This is a genomic window from Cohnella suwonensis (genome assembly GCF_042655365.1).
In the GTDB taxonomy this organism is placed as follows: domain Bacteria; phylum Bacillota; class Bacilli; order Paenibacillales; family Paenibacillaceae; genus Cohnella; species Cohnella suwonensis.
Genome location: NZ_JBHSMH010000004.1, coordinates 174,964 through 196,088, shown reverse-complemented (window position 1 = coordinate 196,088; position 21,125 = coordinate 174,964). Strand labels below are relative to the sequence as shown.

The following is a 21,125-nucleotide window of genomic DNA, read 5'->3' as shown; positions in this document are numbered from 1 at the left end:
CCAACATAATACTTTAATTATACAAGAAAAAGGCACAGCCCCCTCAAATTAATGAGAGTCTGTACCTTTTAGCGGAAATGGACTTTTTCAGTGGCCTCGAACAAGGTCCCGGGGGATTTGCATCGCGAATGTCGAGTTCGTTCGACTTTAAGTCGTATAGTTGACATGTTGTCTATAAAAATCTAGCATGAAGAAATGGAGAAAGAGTCGAAGAGGTGAGCCGATGTCTAACGTAACGAAGAAAACAGACCCCCGCGTCAAACGCACGAAGCAAATGTTCAAGGACGCCCTCGTTTCCTTGATTCGGGAAGGGGACAAAAGCAAAATAACCGTTCAAAGCGTCGCGGAACGGGCCGAGTTGAACCGCGCGACGTTTTATTTGCACTATCGGGATCTCGAGGACTTGACGGAACGGATGATGGACGACATTCTCGCCGAGCTGTTCGAATCGATCGCGGGCGCGCCGGACATCACGCGAATGCCGGTCGAATTGGACGAGCCGCCGCCGCAGTTGCTCTCGTTGCTCGAGCATTTGTACCGAAATGCCGTCCTGTACAACGTGATGCTCGAGAACAACGTCGTTTTCCGCAAGCGAATGCACGCCGTATTCCTGAATATCGCTACGATTCGGGATAAGTATCGCCAGGCGGAAGGCCTGGAATTGACGGTGTCGATGGAGATCGTCGCTTCTTCGTTGCTCGGAGTCGTGACGTGGTGGCTGCAGGAAGGGCTTCCGTACAGTCCCGCCTACTTGGCGAAACAGATGATGTTGATGGGGAAAACGAGAAAATAACCTTAAGCGAAGGGGCGGGATGTCGGTGGGGGACGCTATGAGGCCGATTGGGGAACGCGCGCTGCGTTGGGCGGCGGACGCCGTTCATCCCGGGGCCGAGGCGCTGGAGGTCGAAAGGCTGCTGGGAGGCGTGTCCACGCCGATCTACCGGTTGAAGATACGGGCGGACGGATATGAACGCCACGTCGTTCTGCGACTGTTCGAGGACGCGGCATGGTTGAAGCGCGAGCCCGATCTCGTCCGCCGGGAAGCCGCGAGCTTGCGCCGCGCGGCGCTGAACGACGGGGTGCCGACGCCGCGCATCGTCGCCGTGGACGAAAGCGGCGACGCGTGCGGGATACCGGCGATGCTCATGACGCGGCTGGAGGGGCGAGTCGTGCTCGAGCCGTCGGATATGGGCGAGTGGCTGGACGGGCTGTCGCGGGCGATCGTCTCCGTTCATCGCGTAGAGGCGAACGATTTTCCTTGGCCGTTCGAACCTTATTGCGAGGCGTCGATGATGGACGCGTCGTCTTGGTCGCGCTCGCCGGAGAAGTGGAAGCTCGCGTCCGCCATCGCGTCGGGGGCTCGTCCGGCATTCGTCCCGCGATTCATTCACCGGGATTATCATCCGGCTAACGTATTGTGGAAGGACGATGACGGCAACGCCGACGGTATCGTCGATTGGGTGAACGGCTGCGTCGGTCCGGCCGGCGTCGACGTCGGGCATTGCCGCGTGAACCTGGCGCAGCTTCACGGCGTCGGAGCGGCGGACGAATTTCTGGATCGTTACCGCGAGCATGCGGGAGTCACGTTCGCCTACGACCCTTATTGGGATCTGTTGACGCTCATCGACTACGCGTACGGGGAGCCGCCGGAAGTGTACGGGGGCTGGACGGCGCTCGGCGTGACCGGACTGACGAACGAGCTTGTCGCCGAACGGTTGGACGACTATTTAGAAAGCTTGCTGGAGCGGGTTTCGCGGACGCGGGGAATGCTCTTCCATCAGCGGGTTGAACGGTTTGGGGAATGAGAGAGCAAGATCCCGATACGAGGAGGCGCGAGATGGCCGCGATAGAGATCTCGAAGCAACAGGCAAGAAGGTTTTTGCTTTCGTACCACGGGTTAAGCGGCGAATTCGAGTTTCGCGGCAAAGAAGGGATCATGGCGTACATCCGCCGCGTCGGATGCATTCAGTACGATCCGCTCGACGTCGTCGGGACGAATCCAGAGCTCGTGCTTCAGTCCAAGATCGAGGATTTCGACCGCGGCCTGCTGCCCGAGCTGTTGTACGTCGATCGTAAGCTCGTCGATTATTGGGACAAGTGCATGTCGATATTCCCGGTGGAGGATTGGCCGTATTTCTCTCGACTAAGGGTCTATCATGGGGCTTGGTGCCGTTCGAACGAGGATGTCGTCGCGCGGGTGAGAGGCGAAGTCGAGAGCCGGGGCGTTCTCTGCTCGGGCGATCTGGAAGATAACGAGAAGGTAGAGTGGGCTTGGGGACCGACGAGGCTATCGCGAGCCGCGCTAGAGGGCATGTATCATGCCGGACGGCTGGTTGTTCATCATAAGACGCATACGCGCAAATATTACGATCTGGCGGAGCGGCTGTTGCCGGAAGCGCTCCAAGGGGCAACCGATCCTTTTGAATCGGACGAGCAGTATTACGCCTGGTACGTACTTCGCCGGATCGGCAGCGTCGGGTTGTTGTGGAACCGTCCTAGCGACGCGTGGCTGGGCATTCGAGGGATGAAGAGCAAGGAGAGAAACGAGGCGTTCGCGACGCTTGCGGCGGAAGGCCGGATCTCGGAAGTTCTCGTCGAGGGCGTGAAGCAGCCTCTCTACATCCGAAGCGACGACGTTCCGATGCTGATGACGACGCTGGCGGACGATCGGCCGAACGAACGCGCGAGCGTCTTGGCTCCGCTCGATAATCTCATGTGGGACAGGCCGCTCGTCCAAGAACTGTTCGGGTTCGAATACCGCTGGGAAGTGTACAAGCCGGCGGCCGAGCGCAAGTACGGCTATTACGTGCTGCCCGTCGTCTACGGCGACCGGATCGTCGCCCGGTTCGATCCCGTGAAGCAGCGGAAGAACTCTCCGCTCGAGATCCGGGCTTGGTGGTGGGAGGAAGGCGTCGACGCCGAGGACGAGCGTATGAACGACGCGATCAAGAAGTGTCTGGAGCGATTCGCCTCGCAACGAGGTGCGCGTAACAAGGTCGTCGCGCCGTAGGGAGTGATGACTGCTCCCGCCAGCTGTCGGATTGATTATGGATTGATTCTCTAGTTGATTTTCTGTTGATTAATGTTTATTTGGAACTAAGATGTTGACTTAAAGTTTGGGCCGGGGTCTGCAACACCGTATTGGTGGGCTGTCCCGGCCCTTTATCTTCCTGCACGGTACAATGAGAGAATTACGAGCGATTTAAAGTCTCTTCTTGTCCTTCATAATAATGTTGAATTCTTGTTGAATCGATTCAAACACTTCGATCTCCCCATTCGTTTCAAATAGTGAGCGCGCTCGAAAGGGTGGAACAATGGACGTTGTCACGTTATGGAAGGAGTACGGAGGTGAACTGACCGGCTATTTGCGTAAAACCGCTCGAAATGCCGGGGATGCTGAAGACATCGCTTCGGAGGTGTTCTTGCGAGCATTGAAAAATCAAGTTCTGCTGACAGAAATGACGAACAGGCAGTGTCGTTTGTGGCTTTATACAACTGCCAAGCGACTCGTTATTGATCTGGCACGCAAGAACAGGCTGAATTCGCGAATTCAACCTGTTCCCGAACAGATCGATGATGATTTCACGGGCGCAGCCGTGTCGCAAATCATTGGGCTGCTTCCCGATGAATTGCAGGCCATTGTTGCAATGCGTTATTTTTCGGAGTTGGACAGTACGCAAATCGGCCAGCAATTAGGTCTTTCACCAGCAACCGTACGAACTCAACTACGCAGGGCACGCCAGCTTCTGCGAAAATATTGGGATCTTAATTAGGAGGACGAGTTTATGAAAAAACATTTGCGAGTAAATACAGCCATTTTCGATATGGTCTCCACAGCTCCTGAAGCAGTTGACGCATACGATGAGATCAAGGTTAACTGTGCACTCTGCCTGACGAGTACAAGATCGAAGCAATTGTTGGCCACTAAAACGTTCGGGGTGAACACGGCACAACTGGTAGATGTCGGAGATGACGAGAATGTGAAAGTTATGAGTTTCAATGGATTCAAGGTGCTGAGCGCAAATATAGAGCCTCCCAAGGAACCGACAATTGTTGTTGTCAACGGCGGGTTGGTAATCGAGGACTGTGACAAAAAATCATTCGATCAGTTCAAAGGCCTTTATATAAACGGTGTCGCTTTTCACCCAAAAAGTCTGGATACATCGAATTTTATGGTCAACGGTGGTATGATTCCGTATCCGGACGGTGCCACTCTCATTTTCCAGGGGCTAAAGCTCAACAATTCATTTCTGAGATCTTCTGTACGGGGATCGACCTATTTCGTCCAGGGTGTTCCTTCCAACCTGAACGAACTGAACCATGACTTGATAGGGAAGATGCAGCAATTGTTGAAAGAAACCGGAATTGTGGCCGTTGAACCGCTGGATCTTGAATTGCTTGCAAACAAAAATATCCGATTCGATACCCGATGGCTGACGGTGAGCGAAGATAACGCCGAACATCTTCTGCCCTTCGTAGAGGGCTATGTCGGAGTAACCATCATCCCTTCGGGCTTTAAAATCATGCAGGGAGGAAAACTGGATCGTCTGGCCATTCGACGATTCGGCACCCGCATTTATGTCGACGGCGATCTGCAAATTCATGCAGAGGAAGCGGATGCCCTTGTGGCGGTCGAGCAATTGCAGGTAAGCGGGAAGGTCATCGTAGCGGACAGCCTTGCCGACGCTTTCTTTGCAAAATGCACGCAGTATGGAAACGTTACGGTATACCAAGGTGAATGGATCGAGCATGTCGGGTCCGATGCGCTTGTGGATAGCGAGGCACTGGAGCAATCCGAGGAAGGGGCAACATTCCGCTTTGTAGACGCAAACGTTGAGATCTCGACGGATACTCCGGTCGGGCTGCTGTCGGAGAAGCTTCATCGTATTATTTTGCAGGACAGCTCTCTGACTCTCGGGCTCGGACAGCACAAGGCGCTGAACAAGAAAATCGAAAATCACAAAAGCGATATCATCATTCGCGAGCATATCCCGCAAATCGAACCGAAGCAAGAACCGGAAACAAAAGCGTATACCGAAACGTATATCAACACGGCGTATTTCAAATTATAAGACGGAAATATCCATATGGTGAAACAAAGGGGGCAGGTTTGCAGCACCGCTATGGTGTGGCATCCCGCCCCTTTTTTCTATTAGCACCCGAGAATCAGTGGAAGTACAAAAGCCGGCAAAATTGTAGTATGTTTGAATCAGCTACCCACTACTAATTAGGAGTGCATACCATGAATGTATTCGAGAGCTGTTCCGAGAAAACCTTATCCTCCGAATTGCAATGGTTGAACGAGCCAAGCAATTGGAGCTTTAATGGAGATTATAGCTTATCCGTTACCGCACCTGCTATCGCCGACTATTTCATCGATCCGTCCGGAGAAACGTACAAGGCTTCCGCTCCCTACTTATATACGCTGATCAAAGGCGACTTCAGCATTGTGACTCGCGTCAGCGTGGAGATGAAGCAGCAATACGACTCAGGTTGCCTGATGCTCATGGCGGATGATCGCAATTGGGCCAAAGTATGCTTTGAGTTTTTTGACGATCAGCCTTCCATTCTAAGCGTTGTCACCAGAAACACCTCCGACGACTGCGTATCCGGTCAAGCTGAGGTTCAGCAGCCGTATTTGAGAGCAGCGCGCTCCGGGAATTGTTTCGCCTTTCACTATTCACCCGATGGACAGCACTGGAAACTGGTCAGGTACTTCGGAATGGATTGCCCCGCGGAGCTTAAAGTAGGCGTTGCAGCGCAAGCGCCGATCAGCGAAGGGTGCCTGGTGACGTTCGAACGCCTCACGATTACGGCAGGAACTTCCGGAGACATTCGTACAGTGGCTTTGTAATAAATTAATCAGATGGAACCGTAGGTGTTTGACCTAAAGCCTCTTCTAAATCAAAGTCAGTAATTAATTCTTTAATCTTTTTCGCATTAGTGGAGGATGCGTTATAGTCAGGATCTTCTAGGTATGAGTTATTTAAGAAATCAGAAGTATAGTTCAATAATCTTTGCAAAACTGAATCATCACTTAAAATACTTAGTGGATATCCATATACTAACACCTTATTTATAATTGCTGACAAAATCATTGCAATTGATATTTGAAATTTATAACTTCTACTTGATATTCCATAAATTTCTCTTGAAAATGGAAATTCAACCTTTTTACCGATATATTCAATAATTTTATTAAACTCATTGAACCTATCCTTTACGAAAAGGAAATTGTCATATGCGACCGCTGGGTCTGCTTTTTCCATTTCCGATTTGTGTTTCATGTACTCTTCAGCATAAATTGAAGATTGAAAATAATTTTCGTTAATTCCGTATTCGAGTATATTTAATATTACAAAAATACTTTCTTGAACTTTTTTCTTTTGATACCTATCTTTTGTCGCATTATACGCACTCGAGAGTTCCTTAGAAGCTTTTTGTTCTACCAATAACTCAGCAAATTTATTAACATAATTGTTTAAGTTTGAATTATAAACTGCATGTCTAATTTCCTGCTGAGTTAAGGGCTTTGTACCTTTATTGTATCGATTAAAGATCTCTAATTCAAAATCTAAACCAGGAAAATCTGTGAATACGATTGCTGCCAACTTATGTGTCAATATTCTTTCTTTAAGGCTAAAATCTATTTCACTAAATTTCTTTCCGTTTAAGAAACCCAGCAATTTTAAACCTGTTAATGCGAAGTTGTTTTCTTTAAATCTATAGAATGCTCTAAGTCTATGTTGCCCATCTACAACATTTAACACTTGGATTCCTTTAAATCTATCGTTCGCTAAAAAAACTGGTGGAATAGGGATTCCTATCAGCACTGATTCAATTATGGAGCTTTCGTCTGTAACAGAAGCTCTGTAATCTCGCTGGTAATCAGGTGCCAGTACTATCGAATCCGTTAATTCAAGCCTTAACTCATCATCTAATACACTTACATCTTCTATATCTTGCACTTTAAATCCATTTGAGATCATGCTTATGACATCTTTTATAGCAATGTCCTGTGACTTGTGATTTGCTGATGAAAACTCAGACATTTCATTCACCTGCTCTCAGATACTCAAGAATATTCTTTTTCATAATAATATCTTTTGAAACTGATTGTAGTTCTGGGTAGAGTGTGGTAAACCCAATTCCCATTGAATACAATGAAGCGAGGATATCTTTTTTATATTCCCCTTTAACCACCAATTTTTTAATAATATTTTCATCAACCATTTTATTTAATGGCTCATTGTTATCTTGAAAATATATAAATAGGCCGTTTTGGGCATTTATTCTATCATTTAATTTTCTTGCTTTGAAAGCAATCGGGCCGTCATAATTATCAAGATTTATAGTTTCTCCATTTGCAATATTAAGTATTTCGGATCGATTTGCATAGTGGTTATTAAGCTCTGTAGGGTTAATAAACCAAACTTCAGCATCGTGGTTTTCATCATCTGTAAAAGCATTTTCAACAGCAAACATCAAAGAAACTACATGAGAATAAGTAAAATCTAACAACCTTGTTGGTATACCATAATGCTGAGCATAGACCATCCACTCATAATCACCTTTAATGTCGGAAGGAAACTTCATATAGTTATGCGAACCTACTCGGAACTCATTTAAAAAGTATTGAGCATCTGCTCTAGTGTATTTTCTAACTTTGCTCTTATCTAGCCTTAAAGCACTTGGTAAAAGATCATATGACTGCGATTGTCCTCTAGATAAGATGAAACCTTTAGGCAAAGACTCTACAAACTCCATAAATTGGCTCATTTTTTCTATCGGTTCATCTACACTCATAATAACCCACCTCTATATCCTATTTGTTCCAATACACTGTATCATTTATCATAACACTACTAATTACTTTCTGTAATAGAGCATATGGAAATTCGCCCTACTTGTGATAAGGCTCAGCGCGATTAATCTTCAACTTTAAATGTTGACTCTTCGTTGATTTGTCCCAAGTAATCTTCATTTGTTGATTCAATGCATATCTTTGTTCGAGGAACATTGAAGATGTTATAAAACAAAAAGTATCAGAATGAATTCTGGGCGGTCACGATGTAAACATTTTCTGAAGCCAATTGTTGACTCCGTGTTGACTTCTCGGCATAAAAAATACATCGCTGGGGCATGTAGGCCACATGGCGATATATTCATTTCGAAATAACTGCTTTAGGCCTTTCGGTTCTTCTTCATCCCCGGTGGCTATCGGATTCCCCTCATAGCTAATCCAATCGCTCCAGCTATCAAATGGGTTTCAGAATTCCCGTGCAGAAAAGCTATAATGTTTTCTACACATGGTATTCCTCAAGAATTCATTACGGTTTCTCGCTGCAGGTGAGTTCCTCTCTCATCCGTTCTAGAACGGCTACCCGGGATGCTTCGTCTACCTTCGCCTGCTCAAGAAGACGTATTGCTTCTTCTGCATTCGCCGGATCATTAGGCTCCCCACCTTGTGGAAATGGGAAAAGCTGCTGAAACTCGATGAACGCCTCCGCCACCTTGTCGTAATGTACCGCCGCTTCCTCAGCCAATTGCCGGATCCTATTATCAAGATCCGACATCCCCTGTCAATTCGCTGATAATGTCCGTAAGAAGCGTGCTGCATATTCCCGGGCATCGCCGACGACCTCTGCATTGTAGGCATTGCCGAACGGGTTCACCGTACGGTTGCGGAATGCCTGAATCCAAGCGTCGTAACCTGCCAAACCATGTCTATAATCTTCCGATAGGGTCGGAGCTTGTTCGTGGGCAAATTGAACGATTCGATCAAGTGCGTCTTTCCAAGCTTGCATAGGATCAACCGGAATCGAATCCTGGATACGCAGCATGAAAACATGGTTCAGCGGCAGCTCATTTAATTTTGCGTAAGGCAATGGTCCATCGTGGGATGGGTCCTTGCAATAAAGTTCCTGCTTCTCATCATCGTATCCGTAGATGACGCCGAATTCAGGAATAAACAAGCTCCACCCGATAGCCGGAATGCCCCGATCGATCGTTTGCTGTGCGAAATTAACAGCTTCCTCCAGCTTGTCCAAAGGGGCAGGCGTCCGAAAACCGTATAGTTGCTCGCAGGTGAATCCAAGAATGTTGAGCCCTTTCTCCAGTAGTTCGGTTGGTGAGAACATCGTCGGTCCCGCAGGACTAACATCGTCCGGGTGAATGTTCATGCGGAAAGCATGACCCGTCAGTCCCATTACATTGACTAACGTGTACATCTCTTTTTTATCGGTGTATTGCAGAAGAGCATAAATGGATTGCGCAGCGGCTGTGAATGTCTTTTCCCAGGAACGTTCCCTCATAATCACGGCATCTCCTCACATAGGTATAGGGGGCGCAAGCACGCGTCGGGTTGTACCGCCGGCTCTCTTCTTCTCTTGCGCATACCCTTGAAAATAGACACGGATCCGTTCCCGTTGCACCTTGGTACGAGATCGGGAAATCGATGTATACACAGAACCTAACGAAACGCCGAGCGCATCCGCAATTTCACTGGGCGACAGTTGTCTGAACACATGCGCTTCGAATATAGCCTGTTCTTTGGTAGTCAAACATTGCAGAATTTCGTGAAGGCTGTTATATAGCTCTTTTCGAATCAATCTCAACTGCGGATCTTGATTGGCGAGGCGCTCTTCATCAGCCCGATTCGCCATCCGGAACAACAGGCGGTCCAGATCGGAGCATTCCGCTTGCAATGTCGGCCTCCCGACGTTTCGAACCTCCAGAGCGGAAAAGGAGCTCTCTTTACCGCTTGGTCCTCCCCGGCGAAGCTTCATCATCGCTTGATTGCGTACGATCCGCTTTAGCCAGTATTTAAAGCGTTCTGGTTCAAGAAGCTTCTCGATATGCAGAAAGGCGGAAAGAAGTGCTTCCTGAACGACATCTTCTGCCATATAGCCGTCTTGGGTTATTGTAGATGCCCAGCCTAATGCTCGTTCCCGATGCCGCCTTACGAGTTCGCTGAACGCCTCTCTGTCTCCGGAACGCGCATTCTCGACCAGCTGGGCGTCTTGAAGCGACGTAACCGGTTCGAAAATATCCTCATTTGATACGGTTCGAGGTTCAAACAGCTCAAGTGTATACACTTATTCACCACCTTTGTGCCAACGCGGTCTCGGATGTGCCCCTATTAGATGCCAATCGTAGAATAAACCTTACAACCGATACATTATTTTTATTGAAATTTTTGTAAAGGCACTATTTACAATATAACCCTCCAAGTATCCCGATGGTCAATCATCTTTTGGTCGCAGCCTATTCAACTTTACTCCCGTTGTTCAACGACCTGTAAAGTTCAATGACTGCTACAAGTCTTGTTGGCTCCATGTTGTTTCGACATACAAGACGCTCAGAGTGTTGACTTCAGAATGAACGAGCTGATTTAGTCACATCACCAAATAAATAATACAAAAAGCCGGATTCCTCAGACTCGAGGAGTTCCGGCATTCTTTGTATCAAATAACGGATTCAAGCAATGTGTTGTAAGTATTTTCAGAAACTGAGGGTTGACTCCGTGTTGACTTGGAAGCCTGAGAGCCTGTACAGAGCACTCGGCTTGTTGTGTTCGGAACTCAAACTTAGCAGACTGTTAAGTGTCTCTCCGTTCTTCTTCATCCCCGACAGCTATCGGGTTTTCTTGCCAAGTGATCCAATCGCTCCATCCAACCGCATGCCGTCCGCACTCCAGCCCGTACCGATTATTCCTGATCTTCATATTCTATTAGGAAACATCGTTACGAATGGGAGAGTGACGGAGGCCAATGAAACAATCCCGGCAAAAAACGATATTCACGGGCGTGCACGATCTGTTCATCCGAAAGCCCGCGAACGGGGTACGCACGATCAGGATCACGACCGAGTGCGGAGGGGCGGCCGAAAGAGGGATCAGCCCGAATGCGATTCCGCAAGGGACGGTCGTCAGGCTTCGCCGGAGAGAAGTCAGCGAGCTCGTAGCCGCGTTTACCGACATCGGGAGCGAATGTACGCAAAATAGGATCGACATCAGTCCCGCGATGGCCCAAAAATTCCGCATCATTAACAATACGCGCTACAGAGTTTTTTACAATAGCGCGACCCGGGTGTTGTGTTTGCGACGTAAACCGGTCACGAAGCTGGACGCGTCGCCGAATTCGTCCCCGACAACGCCGGTAGGTACGATCGGCATCGGCGACGGCTTGGCGGACCAATTCGGCATCAACGTCCGCTCGGGAACGTTGATTACGGTCGCGTATCGGAGAGTGCGCCTCAGGCTTCGCTATGTCGAAAAGTTCGATCCGAGCTTTTTCAGCTACGAGTTTACTTTGAATTCGGCCGATCTGAAGCGACTCGGGCTAACCGGCAAGAGAACCGGCTCCGCCTATAACCAGATTACGCGAACGCTCGTCTTGTTCTGACGATCCGGGCGTTGTTCGGCGAGAAATTGCTAGCACTGGGCGTATCGCTTATGATGGAGGAATAGTCGGGGAAAGAACCGAATCTAGCCGCGGGGGAGCCGAAATGATCGAAGAGACGTCCTATACGGCCGAAGAAGTCGCGGCGCTGCTGAAAATATCGAAGTTAAAGGTGTACGACCTGCTCAAGAAGGGCGAGCTTCCGTCGTACCGCGTCGGCAAGCAGATGCGCGTCGATTCGTCGGATCTCGAGGCGTACAAGCAACGTTCCAAGGGAGCCGGAGCCGGGTTCTCGGCCAGACAACCGAACGCGCCGGCCGCCCGGCAACCGTCGCCCGATCCGAACGCGGCGCGAGAGCGAACGCTGATCATTACCGGGCAAGACGTCAGCCTCGACATTCTGGCCCGGCATCTCGAGCGGCGCGTTCCGGGCATGCGACCGCTTCGCTCGTACGTGGGCAGCATGGACAGCCTCGTGTCGATGTATCGCGGCGAAGCGGACATCGTCAGCGCGCATCTGCTCGACGGGGATAGCGGGACGTACAATACGCCTTACGTTCGCAAGCTGTTCGTCGGGCAGTCTTACGTCGTCGTCCACATGCTGAAGCGTTCCGCCGGACTGTACGTGAGGAAGGGCAATCCCCGCAAGCTGACGGCGTGGGCCGACTTGGGACAAGCCGGCCTCCGGTTCGCCAATCGGGAGAAGGGCTCGGGCGCGCGCGTGTTATTGGACGAGCAACTGCGGCTCCGCGGCATCTCGACCGACGGACTCCCGGGTTACGAGGAAGAGGAAAGCAATCATCTGGCGGTGGCGAGCAAGGTCGCTTCGGGCGAAGCCGATGTCGGCGTCGGCAGCGAGAAAGCGGCGCGCCTTGTCGGAGGCATCGAGTTCGTGCCGCTCATTCAAGAACAGGTCGACTTGGTCATGCTGAAGAAGGAAGAGAACCGGCATTGGGTCGACGGCGTTATCGCCATCTTGCGTTCGGATGCATTCCGGAGCGAATTGCTCCATATGGAAGGTTATGATCTAAGCCGGACGGGCGACATCTTATACGAATCGTAAAAAAATACGCCCTTTCCGCCACGAGCGATCGTCTGCGGGAGGGGCGTATTCATATGTCGCGCGAACTTATTCTTTCGTGAACCGATTGGCGATCATCAGCATGAGGAACGATAGGGCGATCATCGCGCCCGCCCATGCCCACGCCATCCGCATGCTGCCCCCGTCCGTCGCCACGTAGATGGCGGTCGGAATCGTCTGCGTGCGGCCGGGAATGTTCCCGGCGATCATGAGCGTCGCTCCGAATTCGCCGAGTCCGCGGCAGAAGCCGAGAATGTAGCCGGCCGTCAGCGAACGGGCGGCGAGCGGCGCGGAGATATGGCGGAACACTTGCCATTCGCTGGCGCCGAGCGCTCTCGCCGAATCCTCGAGCTCGGAATCGACGCTCTCGAAGCCGGCTTTCATCGTGCGGTAAGCGAGCGGGAAAGCGACGATGGCCGCCGCGATGACCGCGGCTTCCCACGTAAACACGATGGGCTGGCCGAACAACGATTCGTACCACTTGCCGAGCTGGCTTCTGCGGCCGAGGCCGACGAGCAGGACGAAACCGATGACGGACGGCGGCAGCACGAGAGGCAGAAGAAGGACCGTCTCGACGACGCTTTTGCCGAAGAAGCGCGCCTTCGCCATTTTCCACGCGAGCAGTACGGAGACGACAAGCACGATCACGCTGGCGATCAGCGATATCCGTACCGAAAGCCCGATCGGTTGCCAGAAAGTCGAAGCGTCTATCGCGATCACCAGCCTTCGTCCAGTTTGATATTTGCTAGTATAAGGGAGTTCAAAAAGTCCGATTATGATCACGAAGCAAATCAGGAAGCTTATTCGGCATCGAATCTTTTATCGCTTACTTCGCCAGATTGAATCCGTACTTCTGGAACGCGGCTCCCGCCTCCGCGGACTTCAGGTAAGCGTAGAAAGCTTTCGCTTCCGCGCCGTGCTTGGACTCGTTGATGACGCCGGCCGGATAGACGATCGGCGCATGTAACGTCGGAAGGATTTGGAGGGCGACTTTCGCCTTATTCGAGACGAGCGCGTCGGTCTTATAGACGAAGCCGGCTTCGACGTTGCCCGTCTCCACGTAAGTCAGCACCTGGCGCACGTCTTTCGCGTAGACGAGCTTGTCTTGAAGGGCGTCCCATACTTTGAGGGCTTCCAGCGTTTCCTTGGCATATTGTCCGGCCGGCACCGATCCGGGCTGACCGATCGCGATTTTATGGATGTCCTGAGCGGAAAGCTCCTCGATCTTCGTGATTGTTTTCTTCGAATTGGCGGGTACGATCATGACGAGCTCGTTCTCCAGCAGGACCCGTTGCTCGGATAGGAGGCCTTTGTCCACTAGGGCGTCCATTTGTTTCTTGCCCGCGGAGAAGATCAGGTCCGCTGGCGCGCCTTCTTCTATCTGCTTCTGCAAGGTACCCGAGGAGCCGTAGTTGAACGTCAGGTCGATGTCGGGATGCGCCTGCTCGTATTGCGTTTCGATAACATCCAAGCTGTCTTTGAGGCTCGCGGCCGCGGAGACGAGAAGCGTCGTCTTTTTCGGATCATCGTGGACGGCAAGCTTTAGCAGTGCGGAAGCGGCCAATAGAGCCAGAGCTGCGAGAAGGCTGAACCGGTAACGTTTTGCTATTCGCATGAAAGTCCACTCCTTCTCCTCTAGGTATGTCCAAAATTGTATCACAACGATATGATGTTTGGTATGATTTCGTTATTTTTAGATATAAATAGACTCTGGTTATCGCGAGAAAAAAAGATCGGCCGCGGCCGATCCTATAAATTCGTATGATCGGCGACGTCCATCAGCAGGATGACGGACGGGCCGAGCGGGATGGAGACGGTGCGGATCCAAGCGTGCGTATCGAGATCGGAATAGCGAAGGGACAGCTTCGCCTCGACGCGGGATCTCTCGTGGGACAGATGGGGGACGAAATACGGCCTCCAGCTCCAGTCGGCGTTGCGGTATTGTTTCTCGACTCGCCATCCTTGCTTCTCCGTCCGGGAATAGTTGGAGGAGAGCTGAACGCCGTCGTTGTCGCAGATATAGACGCGCAAGCAAGAGTTGTCCAGGGACGGAAGCAGTTGTTCGATAACGCGGTCAGCCCGATCCGGTTCCGCGAGTGAGGACAGGTCGCCGAAGTCGCTTCGCCGAACGGTCTCGATGAGTTCGCGCCCGACGTCGTCCCAGTGGCTGATCGATTCCCGAATCCGCTTCCGGTTATCGCTTAACTCGGATTCGATCAGGGAAGTGAACGCGTCGCGCGGGTAGAATTCCGGCACCGCCGGGGAGAATAGATAGCCCTGAACATAACGCGCTCCGATCTGAACGGCTCGCTTCAGGTCTTGCTCGCTTTCCACCCCTTCGATCAGCAGGGACGCACCGATCTGTTCGGCCAGAGACGAGAAAGAGCGCAAGGCGCCTAGATACCCGTTATGGCTTGCGCTTTTCTTCATCAGGTGGACGTCCACTTTCAACAGGTTGGGCTGGATCAGGGCGATCCGATCGAAGTTGCTGAAGCCCGTTCCGATATCGTCGATGGCGATCTGGCAACCGGCTTCCCGGTACAGATTGATGATTTCGCCCAGCTCGTACATCGAGCCTTTGAATTCTTCTTCCGTGATCTCGATGCAGATCCGGTTCGGCGGAATGCCGTATTTGTCCAGCAGCTGCAACGTATGAAGCTCGCCGGCTTGCTTGAATTGCTCGTAGATCCAGGAAGGCTTCAAATTGACGAAAAGCATGGGCGGGTTCGGCGTCGCGCCGAGCTTGGCGAAAGCCTGCTCGCGGAGCAGCCGGTCGACGCGCACGTGCTCCCGCACCGGAATGGAGTCGTCCGTGAAGAACGGTCCGAGGCTGCGCACGGAACCGCCCTCGGCTAGCCTGCCGAGCGATTCGTATCCGACGACGCTGCGAGTCTCCAAAGCGATAATCGGCTGATAATAAGCGCGAAGATCGCCTTCCTTGATTTCCGAAGGGCTAGCGTTGCGATTTGTAAGGCTGTTCATGGGGACCCCTTATACGATCGATGTCAGCATTGATCACATGCCTTTGATTAGGTTGATTGTATCGGAAAAACCAGGAAATGCATATACCGGATTTGTCGAATTTTTTATTTATTTGTCGAATCGAATACCGAAACAACAAAAAACAGAGAGTCCGAAATCGACGGAATCTCTGTTTTCGTTAACGATTCGTTCCCCGGGGAGGGAAAATATAATTAAGCAGCTGCCGCGGTCGAGGGTGCCATTGCCCCGGAGCGCGACGTATGCAGGCTTCTGTTTCTAAGGAATGAAATCACGGAAGACGTGGCGGCGATGGACAGGATCGAGAAGAAGCCTTTGCCGACCGGCAGGGCGGAGAAGCCCGCGAAGACGGTCAGTCCATCGATAACGAAATTCGTTTTGCCTGGATTCCATTCTTTCGTTTGCTGAAAATACATGACGATAACGGTCGTGCCGCCCATCGAGGTGCGAGCTTTGAACAGATAGTCGATGCCGATTCCGATAATCGCTCCGCCGGCCAGCGCTCCGACGATCGCGGACAGCTCGAATCGCGGCAACCATTGGTCGAGGGAACTGAAGGCGGTCAGCAAGACGATCGCCAAGAGAGAGCGCAGCGTAAAACCTCGACCGAGCTTCAAATAGGAAAAGACGACGAGCGGGAGATTAATCAAGAGAAAGGCAAAATGGAACTTGACGCCGAGTAAATAGGAAAGTCCGAGCGCGATGCCCGCCGATCCGCCGGTAATGACCCCGGAATGTTTCAGAACGATCAATCCGATAGCCGTGACGATGCATCCGAGCGCGATTCGTAGCCCTAACCCGCCGATTTCCTTCGTGCGCGCGTTCATTGTTTCCCATTCTCCCGTCGTCGCCTATTCTCGCTTCAGTATGCGTATTTCATGATATAATACAACGCGTAGGTTCCATATGTTAAAGTGAATGAAAATGAATTCGATTATAGTCATTATGAATAGAAAAGAAATCATTGACCTTCGAAATGAAAAGGAGCTGCGAACGATGGATCAACTTGATATCGCCCTTCTCCGGGCACTGCAGGAGGACGGCCGAATGACGGTAAGCGAGCTGTCCAAGAGACTGTCGCTCAGTCGGCCCAGCGTCTCCGAACGGCTGCTTCGCTTGCAGGAAAGGGGCATCATTCTCGGCTTCCACGCCCGGGTGTCTCCGGCGGCGATCGGCAGGAACATTCAATTGATTATTCAAATCAGCGATCTGAAAATCGCCCCGCAGGATTTCGAGCATCGGATCGCGGACGACGCCGATATTCTGGAGTGCCATCGCGTGACGGGACTCGCCAGTCATGTGCTCAAAGCCGCCGTTACGGGCATGGACGCCCTGACGAAGCTCGTCGAGCGGCTCATGCCGTACGGCACCGTGAACACGTCGGTCATTCTGGCGTCGCCGGTGAACAACCGCATGGTTCTTCCGGGGTAACGGGGGAGCGGCTCGGCTAGTCCAGGCCCTCCTAAGCGGATCAAGGTAAGTGGATATAAGTCAGTTAGTTGATGGCGTTTCCCGAGAATACGAGGTTTAGTTGCGCAAATGACAACTGTTTCTTCATCATTGTCCGGTTTTGATGAAATGGGCTGAAATAAAGGATCATTTTACAACTGATTCGACGAAAGTCCGCTAGTTTAAAAAAATTAGTTGTTCTTATTACAATTAAGCAGTTGGTGGTAGGCGGTGGGTGGAAGGCGGTAGGTGGTAGGCAGTTGGTGATGGTAGGCGGTAGGTGATGGTAGGCAGTAGGTGGTTGGCAATTGGCAATTGACGGTAGGCGGTTGATAATTGGCGGTTGATGGTGGGCGGTTGATTATTGAAATAGGTCGGCCTCTACCCCCGGATGTTATCCTCTCTTGCAAGTAAATATGGCTATCCCGCGAGGGGGTAGCCTTGTTGGCGTTGCGGTGACTTGAAATCCGGTTCTAGGTACGGGGCGCGGTGATCATCGAACGAATCTGGGAAGGCGTCATCAGGCTGAACGACTTGAAATCCTTCATGAAGTGCGCCTGATCGAAGTACCCTCCCCCGGCGGCAACGTCGGATAACGGCGCGACGCCCCGGACGACGCCCTCCAGCGCCTGTTGGAACCGGACGATCCGGTTATACAGCTTCGGCGGAAAACCGAGCGAATGCTCGAACTTCGTACGGAGGTACCTCTCCGAATAACCGGTGTCCGCGGCAAGCTCGCGCACGGTGACGGAGCCGCCCGTCCGATGCATCGTCGCCAGGCAGTAGCCGACGATACCGGCGGCGCGCACGTCGCCCGTCACGAGCCGAAGCCCGTCCCGTTCGAAGAGTGCGATCCGCTGCGGGAAACTTGCGCGCCCGGCCAGCTTCGCGGCCATGTCGGCGTATTGGGAGAGGGCGTCCTCGAACGGCGCTTGCACGTCGACGATTTCTTTGGGCGGCAGGCCGGGCAACAGCAGGCTGAGGCCGTAGGAGAGCCGGACGCCGAAGTAGACCGCGTTCGGTTCGAGGGAGATTTCGGTTCCTTTCAGCACCGTGCCGCATGCGAGGGCGGAAGGGCGCGACGGATCGCAACGGAACAGCAGGTCGACGCAGCCGTCCGGCACGACACGAATGGCGCGTCCCGAGCCGTCCGTGGCGAACTGATAATAGATGACCGGTTCGTTCGCGTACCTTATTTTACGTTCCGTATAGCCTTGGGTTTGCCATTGAAGGCCGTATTGGATGTAGCCGTGCGTCTCTGCGGACAAGCTGCTGCAATCTTCGTCGAACATGGCGATCACCCCGCGGGGGCAGATTTGTTACTTAACATATCAGAGGCTTTTCCGTGCGTCAATGAGTTAATGTCAGGATACATAACGCGTATGAACCTGTCTTGTTCCGTTTTTTACAATACTGCCCCTATGAGTGTCAGTTAAATTAACATTAACACAAGAGACACTTTGGGGAGGTACAAGAGATGAGCCGAAACAAAAGCAAGCTGTTAAGGAAAACCGCCATTCTCGGAACCGCGTTCACGATCGCTTTGGGAGGTAGCGCGCTTGGGCCGCGGCTGGCGCCGGTCGCCGAAGCGCACGGCGGGTCGGAGGATTTCGTCGCGCTGCGCCCTCTGATGAACGAATTCGGGGCGGCGGTCAAGTGGGACAGCTTCGCGGGAACGATCACGCTGACGAAGAACGGCACGATCGTCAAGATCAAGCCGAATTCCAATGTCGCACTCGTGAACGGAACGCGCCTCGAAATGGAAGCCCCGGTCATTTTGAAGAAGAACGTCGCATACGTTTCGCACCATTTCGTCAACGAAGTTTTCCAATCCGGACTCGATCAGACGTTCCAAGTGGAGAAGGTCGCGAACCCGCTGAACCCGCTGACTTCCGCGGAGATCGCGGAGACAGTCACCATATTGAAAGCATCCGGGAATTACAAAGACGGTTACCGGTTCACGGAGATCGCGCTGAAGGAGCCGCCGAAGGACCAAGTGTGGAACTTCGTGCTTACCGGCAAGCCCGTTGCGGCCAATCGGACGTCGGGCTTCGTCATTCTCGACGGTAAGACGGTCATGGAGGGCACCGTCGATCTCGTCACGAAGCAAGTGCTGTCGTTCGCCGAAGTGCCGGGAGCGCACGGCATGATCTTGCTCGACGACTTCGCGGCCGTACAATCCGCCATCGAGACTAGCCCGGAGTACGCGGAGGCGCTCTTGAAACGTGGCATTAAGGACGTTAAGCAAGTCGTCTCCACGCCGCTGACGGTCGGTTATTTCGGCGGGAAGGACGAGCTGCGGCAGGATAAGCGTTACTTGAAAGTCGTCGCTTACTTGAATACAGGCGACGGCAACTATTGGGCGCATCCGATCGAGGATCTCGTCGCGGTCGTCGACCTGGAGCTGAAGAAGGTCATCAAGATCGAAGACGCGGGCGTCATACCGGTCCCGATGAAGCCGACTCCGTACGACGGCAGGGATAAAGTCGCGGCGACGCCGTCCAAGCCGCTCGAGATTACGGAGCCGGAAGGCAAGAACTACAAGATCACGGGCAACACGATCCACTGGCAGAACTGGGACTTCCATCTTCGCCTCGACTCCCGCGTCGGCCCGATCCTGTCGACCGTCACTTATAACGACCAAGGCAAGAAGCGCAAAGTCATGTACGAAGGCTCGCTCGGCGGCATGATCGTTCCTTACGGCGATCCGGACGTGGGTTGGTATTTCAAAGCGTACCTCGACTCCGGCGAATACGGAATGGGCACGCTCACGTCGACGCTCCAAAGGGGCAAGGACGTGCCGGATAACGCGGTTCTGCTCGACGCGACGATCGCCGATTTCACGGGCACCGCGATGACGATCCCGAACGCGATGTCGGTGTTCGAGCGTTACGCAGGTCCGGAATACAAGCATCAGGAGATGGGCCAAGACAACGTGAGCGCCGAGCGCCGCGAGCTCGTCGTCCGCTGGATCAGCACCGTCGGTAACTACGATTACATTTTCGACTGGGTGTTCGCGCAGAACGGCACGATCGGCATCAATGCCGGCGCGACGGGCATCGAAGCGGTCAAAGGCGTCGTGTCGGACACGATGCACGACGACACGGCGGCGGAAGACACGAAGTACGGCACGCTCATCGACCATAACATCGTCGGTACGACGCATCAGCATATTTACGACTTCCGTCTCGACTTGGACGTCGACGGCGAGTCCAACTCCTTGACCGCCATCGATCCGGTCATCGCGGACAATACGGTCGGCGGACCGCGCGAGAGCGCGATGCAGACCGTGCAGCGCATCGTCGCGACGGAGAAGGAAGCGGCGCAGAAGTTCGATCCTTCCTCCATTCGGTTGGCGACGAACGAGAACAAGGAAAACAAAGTCGGCAACAAAGTATCGTACCAGCTCATCCCTTACGCTGGCGGCACGCATCCGATCGCCAAGGGCGCGAATTTCAGCACCGACGAATGGTTGTACAACCGCGTGAACTTCATGGACAAGCAAATCTGGGTGACGCGTTACGACCCGAACGAGCGCTATCCGGAAGGCAAATATCCGAACCGCGCCGACAAGGACACGGGTTTGGGACAGTTTACGTCGAACGACGAATCGATCGTCAATACGGACAACGTGATCTGGTTGACGACGGGCACGACCCACGTCGCCCGCGCGGAAGAATGGCCGATCATGCCGACGGAGTGGGTGTACGCCCTTCTGAAGCCTTGGAACTTCTTCGACCAGACGCCGACGCTGAACTTGAACGGCAAGCAGTAACGCGACAACCCGGGGGCCATCGGCCTCCGGGTTTGTCGTTGGGAGGTAAACCCCGCAAACCCCGCAAACCCCGCAAACCCCGCAAACCCCGCAAACCCCGCAAACCCCGCAAACCCCGCAAACCCCGCAAACCCCGCAAACCCCGTAAACCCCGTAAACCCCGCAAACCCCATCTTCCATCGTGCACAAGACATAATGGATAAGTCCATTAAATTCGGGCCATTTTGCTCATTGGAGCCGAAATAAATGGATTTCTCCAGTACATTTCGGGATGTGGGCCGATTATTGCCGAAAAGTCCGTAATATAATGGATATTTCCATTAACTTCACTCCCTTTTCGTTGAGCGGCTGAAATAACTGTATATTTCCATCAAGCGAGCGTCGACCAGAGGGGGAGCAGCTGTATAACACGATACGG

At 52.4% G+C, this 21,125-nt stretch carries 20 protein-coding genes; 10 read left to right on the top strand and 10 right to left on the bottom strand.

What is annotated here, in order from left to right; genetic code table 11:
- Window positions 1–223: 223 nt before the first annotated feature.
- The 6 genes from ACFPPD_RS02110 to ACFPPD_RS02085 all read left to right on the top strand — a co-directional run bounded on the left by ACFPPD_RS02110 (window position 224) and on the right by ACFPPD_RS02085 (window position 5,854).
- On the top strand, window positions 224–793 hold the full coding sequence (locus ACFPPD_RS02110) for a TetR/AcrR family transcriptional regulator (protein ID WP_209747106.1): 570 nt from the start codon (window positions 224–226) through the stop codon (window positions 791–793).
- 37 nt (window positions 794–830) lie between these two features.
- Window positions 831–1,805 carry a phosphotransferase family protein gene (locus ACFPPD_RS02105; protein ID WP_209747108.1) on the top strand — a complete coding sequence of 325 codons (975 nt, stop codon included), beginning with the start codon at window positions 831–833 and terminating at the stop codon, window positions 1,803–1,805.
- 32 nt (window positions 1,806–1,837) lie between these two features.
- A complete protein-coding gene (locus ACFPPD_RS02100) occupies window positions 1,838–3,010 on the top strand; it encodes a winged helix-turn-helix domain-containing protein (RefSeq protein WP_209747110.1) in 1,173 nt (390 codons plus the stop codon).
- 304 nt (window positions 3,011–3,314) lie between these two features.
- The gene (locus ACFPPD_RS02095; protein ID WP_209747112.1) at window positions 3,315–3,773 is read left to right on the top strand and encodes an RNA polymerase sigma factor; all 459 of its coding nucleotides are present in this window, start codon (window positions 3,315–3,317) and stop codon (window positions 3,771–3,773) included.
- A 12-nt stretch (window positions 3,774–3,785) separates the two neighbouring features.
- Window positions 3,786–5,072: a hypothetical protein gene (locus tag ACFPPD_RS02090; protein ID WP_209747114.1), complete on the top strand. Its 1,287-nt coding sequence runs from the start codon at window positions 3,786–3,788 to the stop codon at window positions 5,070–5,072.
- Window positions 5,073–5,242: 170 nt separating this feature from the next.
- Window positions 5,243–5,854, top strand: a complete 612-nt coding sequence (locus ACFPPD_RS02085) for a DUF1349 domain-containing protein (protein WP_209747116.1) — start codon at window positions 5,243–5,245, stop codon at window positions 5,852–5,854.
- Window positions 5,855–5,858: 4 nt separating this feature from the next.
- Here the strand turns inward: ACFPPD_RS02085 and ACFPPD_RS02080 are convergent, their stop codons facing one another.
- The 5 genes from ACFPPD_RS02080 to ACFPPD_RS02060 all read right to left on the bottom strand — a co-directional run bounded on the left by ACFPPD_RS02080 (window position 5,859) and on the right by ACFPPD_RS02060 (window position 10,097).
- Window positions 5,859–7,052 carry a DUF262 domain-containing protein gene (locus tag ACFPPD_RS02080; protein ID WP_209747118.1) on the bottom strand — a complete coding sequence of 398 codons (1,194 nt, stop codon included), beginning with the start codon at window positions 7,050–7,052 and terminating at the stop codon, window positions 5,859–5,861.
- Window position 7,053: 1 nt separating this feature from the next.
- Window positions 7,054–7,806, bottom strand: coding sequence for an FRG domain-containing protein (locus tag ACFPPD_RS02075; RefSeq protein WP_209747120.1), 753 nt, complete (start codon window positions 7,804–7,806; stop codon window positions 7,054–7,056).
- Window positions 7,807–8,330: 524 nt separating this feature from the next.
- Complete coding sequence (locus tag ACFPPD_RS02070) at window positions 8,331–8,546, bottom strand: hypothetical protein (protein ID WP_209747122.1); 216 nt, start codon at window positions 8,544–8,546, stop codon at window positions 8,331–8,333.
- A 36-nt stretch (window positions 8,547–8,582) separates the two neighbouring features.
- Entirely contained in the window at window positions 8,583–9,314 is a 732-nt protein-coding gene (locus ACFPPD_RS02065; protein ID WP_209747124.1) for a cysteine peptidase family C39 domain-containing protein, read from the bottom strand.
- Window positions 9,315–9,329: 15 nt separating this feature from the next.
- The gene (locus ACFPPD_RS02060) at window positions 9,330–10,097 is read right to left on the bottom strand and encodes an RNA polymerase sigma factor (protein ID WP_209747126.1); all 768 of its coding nucleotides are present in this window, start codon (window positions 10,095–10,097) and stop codon (window positions 9,330–9,332) included.
- Window positions 10,098–10,772: 675 nt separating this feature from the next.
- Between ACFPPD_RS02060 and ACFPPD_RS02055 the strand changes: the two genes are divergently transcribed.
- Window positions 10,773–11,405, top strand: a complete 633-nt coding sequence (locus tag ACFPPD_RS02055) for a hypothetical protein (protein WP_209747128.1) — start codon at window positions 10,773–10,775, stop codon at window positions 11,403–11,405.
- A 103-nt stretch (window positions 11,406–11,508) separates the two neighbouring features.
- Window positions 11,509–12,465, top strand: a complete 957-nt coding sequence (locus ACFPPD_RS02050; protein ID WP_209747130.1) for a substrate-binding domain-containing protein — start codon at window positions 11,509–11,511, stop codon at window positions 12,463–12,465.
- 66 nt (window positions 12,466–12,531) lie between these two features.
- On the opposite strand, the gene modB is transcribed toward ACFPPD_RS02050, so the two are convergent.
- The 4 genes from modB to ACFPPD_RS02030 all read right to left on the bottom strand — a co-directional run bounded on the left by modB (window position 12,532) and on the right by ACFPPD_RS02030 (window position 16,310).
- On the bottom strand, window positions 12,532–13,194 hold the full coding sequence (modB, locus tag ACFPPD_RS02045; protein WP_209747395.1) for a molybdate ABC transporter permease subunit: 663 nt from the start codon (window positions 13,192–13,194) through the stop codon (window positions 12,532–12,534).
- A 115-nt stretch (window positions 13,195–13,309) separates the two neighbouring features.
- Window positions 13,310–14,098 (bottom strand): molybdate ABC transporter substrate-binding protein, encoded by a 789-nt coding sequence (gene modA / locus ACFPPD_RS02040; RefSeq protein WP_209747132.1) that lies wholly within the window; start codon window positions 14,096–14,098, stop codon window positions 13,310–13,312.
- Window positions 14,099–14,232: 134 nt separating this feature from the next.
- A complete protein-coding gene (locus ACFPPD_RS02035; RefSeq protein ID WP_209747135.1) occupies window positions 14,233–15,465 on the bottom strand; it encodes an EAL domain-containing protein in 1,233 nt (410 codons plus the stop codon).
- 212 nt (window positions 15,466–15,677) lie between these two features.
- Window positions 15,678–16,310, bottom strand: a complete 633-nt coding sequence (locus ACFPPD_RS02030) for a YitT family protein (RefSeq protein ID WP_209747137.1) — start codon at window positions 16,308–16,310, stop codon at window positions 15,678–15,680.
- A 169-nt stretch (window positions 16,311–16,479) separates the two neighbouring features.
- Between ACFPPD_RS02030 and ACFPPD_RS02025 the strand changes: the two genes are divergently transcribed.
- Window positions 16,480–16,914 carry an Lrp/AsnC family transcriptional regulator gene (locus ACFPPD_RS02025; RefSeq protein ID WP_209747139.1) on the top strand — a complete coding sequence of 145 codons (435 nt, stop codon included), beginning with the start codon at window positions 16,480–16,482 and terminating at the stop codon, window positions 16,912–16,914.
- Between the two features lie 491 nt (window positions 16,915–17,405).
- Here ACFPPD_RS02025 and ACFPPD_RS02020 read toward each other — a convergent pair whose 3' ends face one another.
- A complete protein-coding gene (locus ACFPPD_RS02020; RefSeq protein ID WP_209747141.1) occupies window positions 17,406–18,224 on the bottom strand; it encodes a helix-turn-helix domain-containing protein in 819 nt (272 codons plus the stop codon).
- Between the two features lie 185 nt (window positions 18,225–18,409).
- Between ACFPPD_RS02020 and tynA the strand changes: the two genes are divergently transcribed.
- Entirely contained in the window at window positions 18,410–20,707 is a 2,298-nt protein-coding gene (tynA, locus tag ACFPPD_RS02015; RefSeq protein ID WP_209747143.1) for a primary-amine oxidase, read from the top strand.
- Window positions 20,708–21,125: the final 418 nt, after the last annotated feature.